Annotated in this window: 8 protein-coding genes; 4 read left to right on the forward strand and 4 right to left on the reverse strand. The window is 59.5% G+C overall.

The window, feature by feature from the left end; translation table 11 throughout:
• Nucleotides 1-110: 110 nt before the first annotated feature.
• The 3 genes from HHL22_RS20805 (at nucleotide 111) to HHL22_RS20815 (ending at nucleotide 6,099) form a co-directional block, all read left to right on the forward strand.
• Complete coding sequence (locus HHL22_RS20805) at nucleotides 111-3,107, forward strand: SusC/RagA family TonB-linked outer membrane protein (protein ID WP_206680748.1); 2,997 nt, start codon at nucleotides 111-113, stop codon at nucleotides 3,105-3,107.
• Nucleotides 3,108-3,132: 25 nt separating this feature from the next.
• Nucleotides 3,133-4,695, forward strand: coding sequence for a RagB/SusD family nutrient uptake outer membrane protein (locus tag HHL22_RS20810; protein ID WP_169533301.1), 1,563 nt, complete (start codon nucleotides 3,133-3,135; stop codon nucleotides 4,693-4,695).
• Nucleotides 4,696-5,055: 360 nt separating this feature from the next.
• Complete coding sequence (locus tag HHL22_RS20815) at nucleotides 5,056-6,099, forward strand: LacI family DNA-binding transcriptional regulator (RefSeq protein ID WP_169533302.1); 1,044 nt, start codon at nucleotides 5,056-5,058, stop codon at nucleotides 6,097-6,099.
• 120 nt (nucleotides 6,100-6,219) lie between these two features.
• Here HHL22_RS20815 and HHL22_RS20820 read toward each other — a convergent pair whose 3' ends face one another.
• The 4 genes from HHL22_RS20820 to HHL22_RS20835 form a co-directional block, all read right to left on the reverse strand.
• Nucleotides 6,220-7,116 (reverse strand): carbohydrate kinase family protein, encoded by an 897-nt coding sequence (locus HHL22_RS20820; RefSeq protein ID WP_169533303.1) that lies wholly within the window; start codon nucleotides 7,114-7,116, stop codon nucleotides 6,220-6,222.
• Between the two features lie 118 nt (nucleotides 7,117-7,234).
• Nucleotides 7,235-8,554, reverse strand: coding sequence for a sugar porter family MFS transporter (locus HHL22_RS20825; protein ID WP_169533542.1), 1,320 nt, complete (start codon nucleotides 8,552-8,554; stop codon nucleotides 7,235-7,237).
• Between the two features lie 873 nt (nucleotides 8,555-9,427).
• Complete coding sequence (locus HHL22_RS20830) at nucleotides 9,428-9,940, reverse strand: PAS domain-containing protein (protein WP_169533304.1); 513 nt, start codon at nucleotides 9,938-9,940, stop codon at nucleotides 9,428-9,430.
• Nucleotides 9,941-10,030: 90 nt separating this feature from the next.
• Nucleotides 10,031-11,713, reverse strand: a complete 1,683-nt coding sequence (locus HHL22_RS20835) for a sodium/sugar symporter (RefSeq protein ID WP_169533305.1) — start codon at nucleotides 11,711-11,713, stop codon at nucleotides 10,031-10,033.
• Nucleotides 11,714-11,947: 234 nt separating this feature from the next.
• Between HHL22_RS20835 and HHL22_RS20840 the strand changes: the two genes are divergently transcribed.
• Nucleotides 11,948-13,015, forward strand: a complete 1,068-nt coding sequence (locus HHL22_RS20840; protein ID WP_169533306.1) for a hypothetical protein — start codon at nucleotides 11,948-11,950, stop codon at nucleotides 13,013-13,015.
• Nucleotides 13,016-13,058: the final 43 nt, after the last annotated feature.

Consider the following 13,058-nt stretch of genomic DNA (forward strand, 5'->3'; position numbering starts at 1 on the left):
CGTCCTCCAGTTCTAGAATTCCCCCACTTTTACTCTTTTCACCCATGAACAAAAATTTGTACGCACGGTACGCAGCGGGCGGGCCGCCGGCACCAGCCGCGGCTTTTGCTTTGCAAGCACTAGCAAAGAAGCTGCTCTTCTTTAGCCTATTGTGCCTGTTATTCCCGATGATGGCGCTGGCGCAAACCCGGCCGCTGTCGGGCAAAGTAACAGATACGAAAGGTGCCGGCCTGCCCGGCGTAACGGTAGTAGTGCCGGGCACCACCATTGGCGCCGGCACCGATGCCGACGGTAATTTCCAGCTGCAAGTGCCGGCCACGGCCACTTCCATCACGGTGTCCTTTGTAGGCTATGCCAAGCAAACGGTGAACATCACCGGCAAAACGACGGTGAACGTGACCCTGCAAGACGATGCGCAGGCCCTAGGCGACGTAGTAGTAGTAGGCTACGGCACAGTGAAGAAAACGGACCTAACCGGAGCGGTTTCGGCGCTAAATCCCAAAGACTTCAACAAGGGTACTTTCACCTCTCCCGACCAGCTCATCCAGGGCCGGGCCTCGGGCGTGCAGGTGACGCAGAATAGCGGCCAACCCGGCGGCGCTACTACCATCCGCATCCGTGGCAACTCGGCCGTGACGGGTACCGGCCAGCCACTATATGTAGTAGATGGTGTGCCGCTGGATGGCCGCTCGGCCACGCCTGGCTCCTCTACCGCCTTTGGCGATAGCCCTGGTAGCAACCCGCTCAACTTCCTGAACCCGGCCGATATTGAGAGCATCGACATTTTGAAGGATGCGTCGGCGACGGCTATTTACGGCTCGCGCGCCGCTTACGGCGTGGTTATTATTACGACCAAGCGCGGCAAGATAGGTGAGGCCCGGCTGGAGTTTGGCGTTTCGGGTGGCTTCTCCAAAATTCTGCGCCGCATCGACATCCTCAATGCCGACCAGTTCCGGCAGGCGCTCTCGTACTACGGCGCGCCGGCCACCAACGACAAAGGCCAGAACAACGACCCGCTGGGGGCGATTTTGCAAACGGCCCCTCTGCAGAACTATAACCTGGCGGCCAGCGGCGGCAACGAAAACGCCCGCTACCGCCTCTCCCTAGGGTACCTCAACCAGAAAGGTATCATCCGCACTTCGGGTATTGAGAAGTACACCGGGGCGTTTGCCGGCAACTACAAGTTCTTAGAAAACAAGCGCCTAGGCCTGGACCTCAACTTGAAGGTGACCCAGGTAGTCGAGCAGCTGGCCCCCGTCACCAACAACGGTGACTTCCGCGGTAGCATCATCGGCCAGGCGCTGCAGTGGAACCCTACCGACTCGCTCTACAGCGCCAACGGTCAGCCGGTGTCGCGCCTGGGTAGCACCACCATCAACCCGGTAGCTACGCTCAACTACTACCACGACCGCGCCCGCACTACCACGGCCCAAGTGTCGCTCTCGCCCTACTACAAGTTTACTGACTGGCTGGAGTACCGGGCGTTGTTTGCCGGCACTTACAGCACGGGTATCCGTCGCACCAGCATCGACCAGCGCCTCAATATTGCTGACTACCAGCAGTTAGGCTACGCAGCCATTAATACGGCCGAGCTGCTGACCCAGCAGATGACCCACACCTTGAACTTCAATAAGAAGCTAGGTAGCAACTTCAACGTGAATGCGCTGCTGGGCTACGAGTACCAGAAGTTCAACAACTCTACCAGCTCCCTCAGCGGCCGCGGGCCGGTGAACACGACCACGGGCGCCCCCATTGGCTTTGGTACCTACGGGCTGGACTACACCAACTACCTGCAGTTCTCCAACCCTTCGGGCCGCAACATCTCCTCGACCATAGACCCCGTGACGGAGCTACAGTCGTTCTTCGGCCGCGTAATTTTGAACTACAAGGAGCGCTATCTGCTGACGGCTACGCTACGCGCGGACGGCTCCACCAAGTTTGGTGACAACAACAAATACGGTTATTTCCCGTCGGTATCGGCGGCCTGGGACATCAGCCAGGAAGAGTTCTTCAAGGTGCAGGCCATCAACCAGTTCAAGCTGCGTGCTGGCTTCGGTGTAACCGGTAACCAGGAGTTTCCGGCTGGTGCGGCCCGTTCGCAGTACGCCTTTCTCAACAACAACGGCGGTATCAGCCAGATTACCAACGCCAACCCCAACCTGAAATGGCAGTCGGACGAGCAGTTTGACGTGGGTGCCGACTTCGCGTTGTTCAACAACAAGGTGACCCTGACGGCGGACTACTTCTACAAGAAGACTACCAACCTGCTGTACCCCAACATTCCGGGCTTCCCGGCTGCACCGGGTGGCAGCAGCGTAATCTGGTCGAACCTGAACGGGGAGATTGTAAACAAGGGCGTAGAACTCATCGCCAACGCCTCGATTTTTGACACCCCGGGCTTCGGCTTCACCATCGGCGGCAATGCCACCTTCGTGCGCAACTCGGTAGGCGGCCTGCCCGACGCCCTCATCATCCAGACTGGTGGCCTGAGCGGGCAGGGCCTGAGCGGAGTACTGGTAGAAACCATTCAGAACGGCCAGCCGCTCAACGGCTACCAACTGCCTGTCTACAACGGCCTCAACCCCACGACGGGCCTCTACAACGACTTTGGGGCTCGCCAGTACGCCGGCAACCCCAACCCCACTACGCTGGTAGGCTTCAACACCACCATCCGCGGGGGCAAGCTCTCGCTCACGGCTAATTTCACCGGCGCGTTTGGTAACATGCTCTACAACAACACCTTCAACAGCGTGCTGAACGTGAGCCAAATTCGCTCTGGCAAAAACATCGCCTTGGCCGAGTTCCAGTCGGGCGTAAAGGAGTCGCTCTCGAACGCCGTAACGCCTTCGACCCGCTACCTGGAAAGCGGCAACTACGTGAAGCTCTCGAACCTGACGCTTTCCTACGCCTTCGGCGACATAGCCGTGTTTAAGGGCCTCAACCTCTTCGCCATCTCCCAGAACCTGTTCCTCCTCACCAGCTATCGCGGCTTCGACCCCGAGGTGAACACTAACAAGGCCAACGGCGTGGTGCCCTCGGCTGGCATCGACTACACGGGCTACCCCCCGGCCCGAACTTTCACGTTCGGATTGAATGTATCGCTGTAATCCCACCCAAGCCTTTATCCTGTATATGAAAAAGATTTTAAGTGCGGCGGCGATGCTGGCCGTAATGCAGCTGGCCAACAGCTGCAAGATTAACGAAGAGTTTCAAGGCACCCTTACCCCCACGCAGGTAGCCGGCGGCACGGCCTCCTCGCTGCTTGATGGCGTGTATAACTCTATGCGTTCACCTTTTCAGGGAGCTACTCAGGTATTTGCCCTCTCGGAGGTAACTACGGATGAGCGCCTGATGCCCACCCGCGCCGGCGACTGGGACGACAACGGCGTGTGGCGCCAGCTGCACCTGCACACCTGGGATGCCAACCACAGCCAGGTGCGCGATGCTTTTGCCAACCTGGGTGGGGTAATATTTGCGGCTACCGACATGCTGCAGGCTCAGTATAATGCCAACACGCAGCAGCAGGCCGAAGCCCGCTTTTTGCGCGCCTTCGCCATGTACTGGACCCTCGACCTCTACGACCAGGTGCCATACCGCGAACCAGGTGAGCTAGTATCGAACAACGCACAGGTGCGCAAAGGCACGGCGGCGCTCGACTACATCATCTCGGAGCTGACGACGGTGATGCCTAACCTGCCCGACGCGCCTGCCTACCGCGCTACCAAGGATGCCGCTCGCTGCCTGCTGATGAAGTGCTACCTCAACCGCGGAGTGTACGCCAACCGGCAGGCGCCGACCTTCGCGGCTGCCGACATGAACTTAGTTATCGGCCTGGCCGACAACATTATCAACAGCGGGCGCTACAAGTTTGCCAATAACTACTTCGATAACTTCGCTCCCGACAATACCAACATCGGCACCGAAAATATCTTCACGGAGCTGAATATTGGGGGTGTAAGCAGCGGGGCTCAGTACGACCTGTGGCGCTTCATCTCGCACTACAACATGAATCCTTCGGGATATAACGGTCCCTGCGCCCTGCCGAGCTTCTATAACAAGTACGAGGCCAGCGACCTGCGCCGCGGCCAAGTATATAAATACACCAACGGCCCGGCTAACCCCGGCAACCGCGTAAACGTAGGTTTCCTTATCGGCCAGCAGTACAGCTTGATTAACGGTAATGCCCTAACGGACCGCCTTGGTAATCCCTTGGCTTTCACGGCAGCCGTAAACATCATTGAAACCGGCTCGAACCTGGAAGTGACCGGTATTCGGCCCATGAAGTACCCACCCGACTTCACCAACAACTCGGCGGGTACCATCGACAACGATATGGTGCACTTCCGCCTACCCGACGTGCTGCTGATGAAGGCCGAAGCCATTATGCGCGGTGGTACGGGCACTACGGCCGGCTCGTATGGCAGCACCCCGCTAGCCCTGGTCAACTCCATTCGCACGAACTCGACGCGGGCAGCCAGCGCCTTGAGCAGCGTGAGCCTCACCAACATCTACGATGAGCGGGGCCGCGAGCTATACTTGGAGCTGTGGCGCCGGCAGGATATGGTGCGCTTTGGCACCTACTTAGGGGCCATTGAGCAAGGCCCCACGAGCAGCGACCCCAAATACCTCATCTTCCCCATTCCAAACCAGCAGCTAGCCGTTAATCCCAACCTGACTCAGAACCCAGGATACTAGGTTCGGTAGCAGCAACAAAAAGCGGCTAGCTACGGCTAGCCGCTTTTTGTTAGCGCGCACTTGGTTGGTTTGCTAGCGGTATTTAGCCCGTAGCGGGCAGCGCAAGCGCGTGCGAGCCCAGTACAGGGCCTAGGGTAACGCTACGGCGCCACAGGCTAGGTGCCGGGCTTGCTTGGGCTGCGGGCAGCGCAGCGTTGGGCGTGGCCAAGGCTGGTAGTAGCCACCACTTAAACCACACTTTTGGCCCTAGGGCAGCTGCTAGGTGCTGCTCCAAAGCAGGCGGCTCTATATTAGCGAAACTGTGCTACCCCTTTAAAAGAGGCATACTATCCAGTAACTACCTGTATTTCAAATAGCGACATGCCAGCTCGCCGCGTTTCTATTGGCGATATCGCCAGCCAGCTTAAGCTGTCGCCTTCCACGGTGTCGCGGGCCTTGGCGCACAACCCCGACGTGAGCGAGACGACGCGCCAGCGGGTGCAGCAGCTGGCGCAAGAGCTAGGCTACCAGCCCAACCAGGTGGCCGTGGCCCTGCGTCGGGGGCATAGCAACACGCTAGGCGTGCTGGTACCACACCTGGCGGGTACGTTTTTCCCGGAGGTGGTGGATGGCATTACGGAAGCCGCCAGCCAGGCGGGCTACAACGTCATGATTTGCCAGTCGCGCGAGGATGCCGAGCAGGAGCGCAAAAACCTGGAACTGCTCATGAACGCGCCCGTGGCGGGCCTGCTGGTGTCGCTGGCCAGCTCCACCCAAAACTACGCGCCCTTCGAGGCGGTGCGCACGGCCAACCTGCCGCTGGTGTTCTTCGACCGGGCCATCGAGGGGCTTACGGGCGAGCACATTAGCTCGGTGGTGATTGACGACTACGCGGGGGCGTACATGGCCGTTTCGCACCTGGTGGAGCAAGGCTGCCGCCGCATTGCCCACCTGGCGGGGCCGCCGCATCTGGCCATTTATGAGCAGCGCCACCGCGGCTACGAGCAGGCCCTGCACGACCACGGCCTGCCCTACCGGCCCGAGCTGGTGTGCCCCATCGGCCAGCACCAGCCCGACGGGGCCGCCGCCATGCGCCAGCTATTGCAGCTGCCTTGCCCTCCCGACGCCGTATTCTCCTCCGGCGACTCGGCCCTGGTGGGGGCGCTGCAAGTATTGAAAGAGCTGGGCTACCGCGTGCCCGACGACGTGGCGCTGGCTGGCTTCAGCAACGCCGAGTTTACGGCCCTGACCGAGCCGCCGCTCACCACCGTTGACCAGCATAGCCACCAAATGGGCCGCGAGGCCGTCAACCAGCTACTGCGGATGCTGCACACCGCCACCCCCACCGCCGTGGTGCTGCGGCCCCAGCTACTGGTGCGAGCCTCCTCGCAGCGGGTGGGCCAGCAGCAATCGCTGGCGGGCTAGTAGCCCTAGGGCTGTACGCTGCCTATGCGCGTGTACCTACCAAAAAGCGCCGTTCCTGCATAGCAGGAACGGCGCTTTTTGGTAGGCATGCAATAACAATGCTGAACCTAAAAAGCGTTGCTAAGCCGCTTGCAGGTCCATGAGCCCGGTTACATCGGTGGGCGTGATGGCGGGGGTGGCGCCCTGGTGGGTGGCTACCAGCGCCCCGGCCGCGCAGGCAAAGCGCAGCATGGCGCCCGGCTCGGTGCCCGCCAGCCAGCCCCGCAGCAGCGCCGCCAAAAAGGCGTCGCCGCTACCGATGGTGTCGCGCACCTCTACTACCAGGCCGGGTGCTTGGTAAAGCTGCCCGCCGGTGTACAGCAGGGCGCCCTCGGCCCCGCAGGTAACGCATACGGCTTGCAGGCCGAAGCGCTCGATGAGCCAGCGCATGGCGGCGGGGCGGTCGGCGCTGGCTTCGCCCTGGCCAAACCAGCCCATAATTTCGGCTAGCTCGTGGTGATTCATCTTCACCAGGTGGGCCTTGCCCAGCAGGTACTCGGTCACTTCTTGGGTGTAGTGCGGCGGGCGTAGGTTCACGTCGAACACCCGGAAACGGGCGTGCTCGAGCAGGCGGTAGAGGGTTTCGCGGGTGCCGGCCTGGCGGGCGGCCAGGCTGCCGTATACCAGCATGGCTGCGCCGTCGAGGAGGTCGGCCAGCTCGTCTTCGTACTGAATATAATCCCAGGCTACGGGCTGCACTATCTTGTATACCACCTCGTTGGCGTCGTCCACGTTGGCCTTTACCACGCCCGTGAGGTGGGTTTTGCCTTGCTGCACGTACTGCGTGCTCACGCCCTTCGAGGCGATGAAGTCGAGCAGCTCGCGGCCCAACTCGTCGTCGCCCACGCGGCTGATGAGCTGCACCGGCTGCCCCAGCTGATGCAGGTGCACGGCCACGTTGAAGGGCGCGCCCCCCGGCTGCTGCCCGGTGGGCAGGATGTCCCAGAGTACTTCTCCAAAGCAAACAACTGGCTTCATGAGAGTTATGAATAAAAAGTTATGAGTTGGGGGGCCTAGGGCCGTGACAATAGGAAAGAGGAAATAGCAATGCACTAGGGTTACTTCCCAGCAACTCATGGCTTTTAACTCCTAATTCCTAATGCAGCACCAGCACTTTATCGGCGTCTTCCAAGGTTTTGCCCTTGGTTTCGGGCATCAGCTTCCACACGTACAGTAGCTGCAGCACCATCATGCCCGCGAAGATGGCAAAAGTGGTGCCGCCGCCCAGACTTTTGGCGATGGGCGGGAAGACGAACGTGACGATGGCCGCCATTATCCAGTGCGTGCTCGACCCCAGGGCCTGGCCCTTGGCGCGCACAGCGCTTGGGAAAATCTCGGAGATGAACACCCAAATAACGGCGCCCTGCGAAAAGGCAAAAAAGGCAATGTATACGAACAGCAATATCGGCACCGGCCCAAACTGCTTGGTATAGAAGGCGCGCGCCACCAGCCCTAGGGTGGCAATGAGGCCCACCGAGCCGATGAGCATCAGCTTGCGCCGCCCAAACTTGTCGATGATATTGACGGCCAGCAGCGTAAAGCAAAAATTGACCAGCCCAATGCCGGCGCTCGAAAGCAGCGCCGCCGCCGCGCCGCGCCCGGTCATCTCAAAAATGCGCGGGGCGTAATAAATAATGGCGTTGATGCCCGCCAACTGGTTGAACATGGCAAACAGGATGGCCAGCATGACCGGCCGCCGGTACTGCGGGTTCCAGAGCGACTCGCCGGGGCCCTGCTCGGCGGCGTTGGCCACCAAGATGGTGGCCACGTTTTGCTCGGCCGTGGCCGGGTCGATGCGGTTGAAGACGGCGCGGGCCTCGTCGGTGCGGCCGCGGCGCAGCAGCCAGCGGGGACTTTCGGGGATGCGGAACAGCAGCAGAAAAAACGCCAGGGCCGGGAAAGCCTGCACGCCCAGCATCCAGCGCCAGGCATCGGGCCCGACGTTTTTGAGCAGGTAGTTAGATAGATACGCCAGCAGAATGCCGAACACGACATTGAACTGGAACATGCCCACCATGCGCCCCCGCGACTCGGGTGGCGATACCTCCGAGATGTAGAGCGGCGCCGTGACTGACGAGGCGCCCACCCCTAGGCCCCCCAGAAAGCGGAACAGCATAAACGGTACCCAGGCCGGCGACAGCGCCGCCCCCACCGCCGACACCAGGTAGAGCACCGCAATCCAGCTCAGCGTAGCGCGGCGCCCCAGGGCATCGGACGGGACGCCGCCGAAGATGGCCCCAATGACGGTGCCCACCAGGGCAATGGAAATGGTGAGGCCCTGCTCGTAGTCGCTGAGCTGCCACACCTGCTGGATGGCCTTCTCAGCCCCCGAAATCACGGCCGTATCGAAGCCGAACAGCAGGCCGCCCAACGCCACGACGATGGACCAGAAAAAGACGTTTTTTTTCACGAGAATGGTGGGAAGGAGGAGATGGCAGGTAAGATAAGCAAGCGCCCATAAAGTGGTAGAAATACCTTGCCTAAATACTTGGTGGGCAGATTGCCTAAGCGGCTCTTCCTAGGGTGGGCGCACGAAAAAAGGCTGCCAGAATCTGGCAGCCTTTCACGTTCAGCTCTCCCTCATGATAGCACTTTTTTCACTCACTCCATAATTTGCCTAATCACTTATCTTTTAACTAATACCTCTAGCCTAGCATTCCTTACTTAACATGGATACCTCACTTGTTGCACTTGTTAGTTATAAAGGTGACCTACTCCAGACGCCCTCGCGGCGGCCCTAGGCCTAGCGGGGCGCCGCCCCTAAGTAGGGCGGCGCCAGTTGCTGACTAATTGGATAACTCACCTAACTCTGTAATCTTAACTATAGCGGATACTGCAGATAACCTCCCCCGACGTTATCTTTTATTATCACCACAATAATAGCTTAGTACTCGTTTTATTCCATATATAATACAATAATTTGGTGGCTGAACCTGCGACAAATATAGGGGAGTAATTTTTGAAAGTGCAAATTTATTTTGCACTTTTTTATTTATATAGTTTTCGAAGACTACTGCTTTTTGCCAGGTATTCCTGCGTTTTGAGCGTTGTCTGCATACTAATAGTTTTGACCGTTTAGTGCTAATACATTGCTTTACAGATGTCTAATTGATTGTATCGTTAGTCGGCCTGTAAAAGGTAGCCGATGGGTAGCAGTTTAGCATTGTGCCTGGGGCAGCACACAAAAAAGCCCCGCCAAATGGCGGGGCTTAAAAGTGGACAGTGCAAAAGCCAACATTTTCATAGCTCGTTACAATCTACGCAGCCGGGCGGCGAGCGGATTGCGGAGCTACGAGTTTTGGGCTCGCACCTGAGCGCGCAGCTGCTGCACTTCGCGCTCCAGCTCCAGGTTGCGGAAAATGACTTTCTGCTCCAGCTCGCGGTAGGCCTCCTGTAGCTGCTCCTGCATATTCTTCTGGGGCGTGATGTCGGTGATGGTCCCAATGAAGCGTTGCGCTTTGGTGCGGCCGGCATCGAAAAAGGCGCGGCCGGTGGCGCGGGCCCACAGCAATATTTGGCCGGTGGCGGGCGCGTAGGTGCGGTACTCAATGTCGTAGGTGCCGGGGCCGGCGGGGTCGTAGGCGGCAGCCACGGCAGCCTCGGTGGCTGGCCGGTCGGGCGGGTACAGCAAGGCCAGGAAGTCGTCGTAGGTGACATGGGCCGTGGGCGGCAGGCCGAATATCTCCTTGCAGCGGTTCGACCAGGTGAGGGTATCGGCCAGCAGGTCGTAGTCCCAGGTGCCTACGCCGGCGGCATCCACCGCCGTTTGGAGGCGCTCAAACGAAATTGCGTCGGGGGTCATGGATAGTGCAAAAAAGGGCCGGGTCCGCGCGGCTTTAACACCGCCGCGGCCCGGCCCAAAAATAAGCGTTAGTCGGTACCCGGCCCTAGGCTACCACAGCGTAGCGTAGAGAGCCACCACAATGCCTATTATAAGCAGAGCACCCGCCGTGAAAGTGGGGTTGGGCCGGAACAGGCTGGTATCTACTTCGAGGCCGCCGGTGCGGGTGCCGCGCTTGGCCTCTAGCAGGCTGATGATGACCATGCCCACGATGCAGAAAATAAACACGAAGCCCATGCGGTCGAGGAACGGAATCTCGTACACCCCGTTGACGGGTACCGCGAACCCTAGGGGGGCCAGGAACGACAAATCGACGAAGCCCGGCAGAAACTTGAACACCACCGACAGCAAAAAGCCGCCAATGGTGGCAAACATGGCCGCCGTGGAGGTGGCTTTTTTCCAGAAGAAGCCGAGGATGAACATGGCGAAAATGCCCGGCGACACGAAGCCCGTGTACTCCTGAATGTAGGTGAAGCCGCCCTTCTTATCAATGCCTAGGTGCGGGGCAATGAGGGCCCCCAGAATCATGGCCACGATAACCGCGATTTTGCCGGTGTTTACCAGCGTCTTTTCCGAAGCCTGGGGGTTGATGGCTTTCTTGTAGATGTCGAGCGTGAATATGGTGGCAATGGAGTTGGCTTTGCCGGCCAGCGAGGCTACCACCGCCGCCGTAAGGGCCGCAAACGACAACCCTTTGAGGCCCACCGGCAGGATATTGAGCAGCACCGGGTAGGCGCGGTCGGGGTTTACTTCGCCGCCCTGCATAAACTCGCCGGCCCCAAATACGTCCTGCTTATACAGGATGTAGGCCGCAATGCCCGGCAGCACCACGATGATGGGCATCATCAGCTTGAGGAAGGCCGCGAACAAAATACCGCCGCGGGCCGTGGGCAGGTCGGCCCCTAGGGCCCGCTGCGTAATGTACTGGTTGCAGCCCCAGTAGTTGAGGTTCACAATCCAGAGGCCGCCGAGCAGCACCGTCATGCCCGGCAGGTCGATGTAGCTCGGGTTGTCGCGCTTCAGAATCAGGTGGAAGTGGTCGGTGGCCTGGCTGTACATCAGGTGTAGGCCGTTGAGGATGCCCGTTTGGCCGTAGTGCTCCGATACTAAATTAATAGCCAAGTATGTGGTAGCCAGGCCGCCCAGGATGAGGAAAAACACCTGAATAACGTCGGTGAAGCCAATTACCTTCATGCCCCCTAGGGTGATGATGACGGCGCAAATGGCCAGCCCGTACATGCAGAAGTTGAGGTTGAGGCCCGACACGCTGCTAGCCGCAATAGCTCCCAGGTACAAAATGGAGGTCAGGTTCACAATCACGTACAGCAGCAGCCAGAACACGGCCATAATCATGGCTACCGTGCCGTTGTAGCGCTGGTGCAGAAACTGGGGCATCGTGAAGATGCGGTTTTTCAGGTACACCGGGATGAAGAACACGGCTACAATCACGAGCGTGACGGCCGCCATCCACTCGTAGGCCGCGATGGCGAGGCCCATCTTGAAGCCCGAGCCGGCCATGGCCACAAACTGCTCGGCCGAGATGTTGCTGGCAATCAGCGACGAGCCGATGGCCCACCACGTCAGCGAGCCCTCGGCCAGAAAGTAATCCTTGGAGTCGCCCTCCAGGCTACCGTCGTGGCCGGTTTTGCGGCGGTACACCCACAGGCCATAGCCCGCCACGATGATGAAATAAACGAAGAAGACGATGTAATCTAATCGGGCCAGCTGGTGCATGGGGCGGGAAAAAGGGGAAGGAGTAGCGAAAGTAGGGCAAAGATGAGCGTATCCGACTACATAATCGTTTGTGTAGTTTTTTTTGCCGATTATACCCCCTTGCTGCCTTCGATGCTGGCAGCCCCAGGGCCCTGCGGAGGTGGGGGCATCCTAGGGGCCCTGGGCGCCCCGGCCCTGGCGCGGCCACCAAGTGGCGGGCCGTCTTAATTTTGTAGGTATACCTACTAGTTGTTTGTGAAAAAAGCGCTTTACCTCGTCGGCTCCCCCAACCAAACGACGCAGATGCACCAGATTGCCGACCTGCTGGCCGACGAGTACGAGCCGTACTACAGCCAGCTGTACTACGATGGCTGGATGCGCGGCTTCTATAAATGGCTGCTGCGCAATAAGGTGCTTGATAAAACCATCGTGACGGGCCTGGTGAAGGAGAAGGCCGACCGCTACATTGCCGAGAAGCAGCTGCGCCGCGACTTCGAGAACCGCGAGCTGGGCCACGACTACGACCTGGTGGTGTGCTGCTCCGACATTGTGGTGCCCTGGCCGCTGCTGGCCCGCACCAAGAGCATCTTCGTGCAAGAGGGCATGACCGACCCGCTGCATTTGTGGGCGCGGCTGGTTAAGCGCTTCACCCGCTTTCCCATCCTGGCCATCGGCACCTCGCTCAACGGCATGAACAACTGCTGCGACGTGTACTGCGTGGCCAGCCAGGGCTACGCCGAGCACTTCGAGATGATAGGCGTGGACAAGGACAAGCTCATCGTGACGGGCATCCCGAACTTCGACGACGTGCAGAAGCTGCGCAACAACTCGTTTGAGCACCGTGGCTACGTGATGGTGGCTACCACCGACATGCGCGAAACCTTCCGGCCCGACAACCGCAAGAAGTTCATTAAGGAGGCCACGCGCATTGCGGCCGGCCGCCAGATGCTGTTTAAGTTTCACCCTAACGAGGAGATGGGCCGCGCCGTGGCCGAGGTGAAGCAGTGGGCACCCGCCAACGCCCTGATTTATACCAGCGGCAACACCGAGGAAATGATTGCTAATTCGGTAGAGCTGATAACCCAGTACAGTACAGTAGCTTACGTAGGGCTGGCCCTAGGCATTCCCACGCACTCCTACTTCGACGTGAACGACCTCAAGCGCAAGCTCCCCATCCAGAACGGAGGCCAGAGCGCCCGCCGCATTGCCGATATCTGCCGGCAGTTTGGCCGCTTCCAGGGCTCGGGGCCGGCTTTCTTGCGGCAGTATTGGCCGGCGGTACCCCTCACGGCCGCGTCGCAAGTGGCCGAAACCGCTTCCTAGGTTCCTGCGAAACTTTAAAGCGCCCGTTGTTACGGTTTGTACT

This window comes from Hymenobacter polaris (assembly GCF_012927305.1).
Taxonomy (GTDB): domain Bacteria; phylum Bacteroidota; class Bacteroidia; order Cytophagales; family Hymenobacteraceae; genus Hymenobacter; species Hymenobacter polaris.

Coding starts and splice junctions, on each gene's coding strand:
- HHL22_RS20815 (WP_169533302.1), top strand. CDS start 5,056: ATGCCAGCTCGCCGCGTTTCTATTGGCGATATCGCCAGCCAGCTTAAG.
- HHL22_RS20830 (WP_169533304.1), bottom strand. CDS start 9,940: ATGACCCCCGACGCAATTTCGTTTGAGCGCCTCCAAACGGCGGTGGAT.
- HHL22_RS20810 (WP_169533301.1), top strand. CDS start 3,133: ATGAAAAAGATTTTAAGTGCGGCGGCGATGCTGGCCGTAATGCAGCTG.
- HHL22_RS20835 (WP_169533305.1), bottom strand. CDS start 11,713: ATGCACCAGCTGGCCCGATTAGATTACATCGTCTTCTTCGTTTATTTC.
- HHL22_RS20820 (WP_169533303.1), bottom strand. CDS start 7,116: ATGAAGCCAGTTGTTTGCTTTGGAGAAGTACTCTGGGACATCCTGCCC.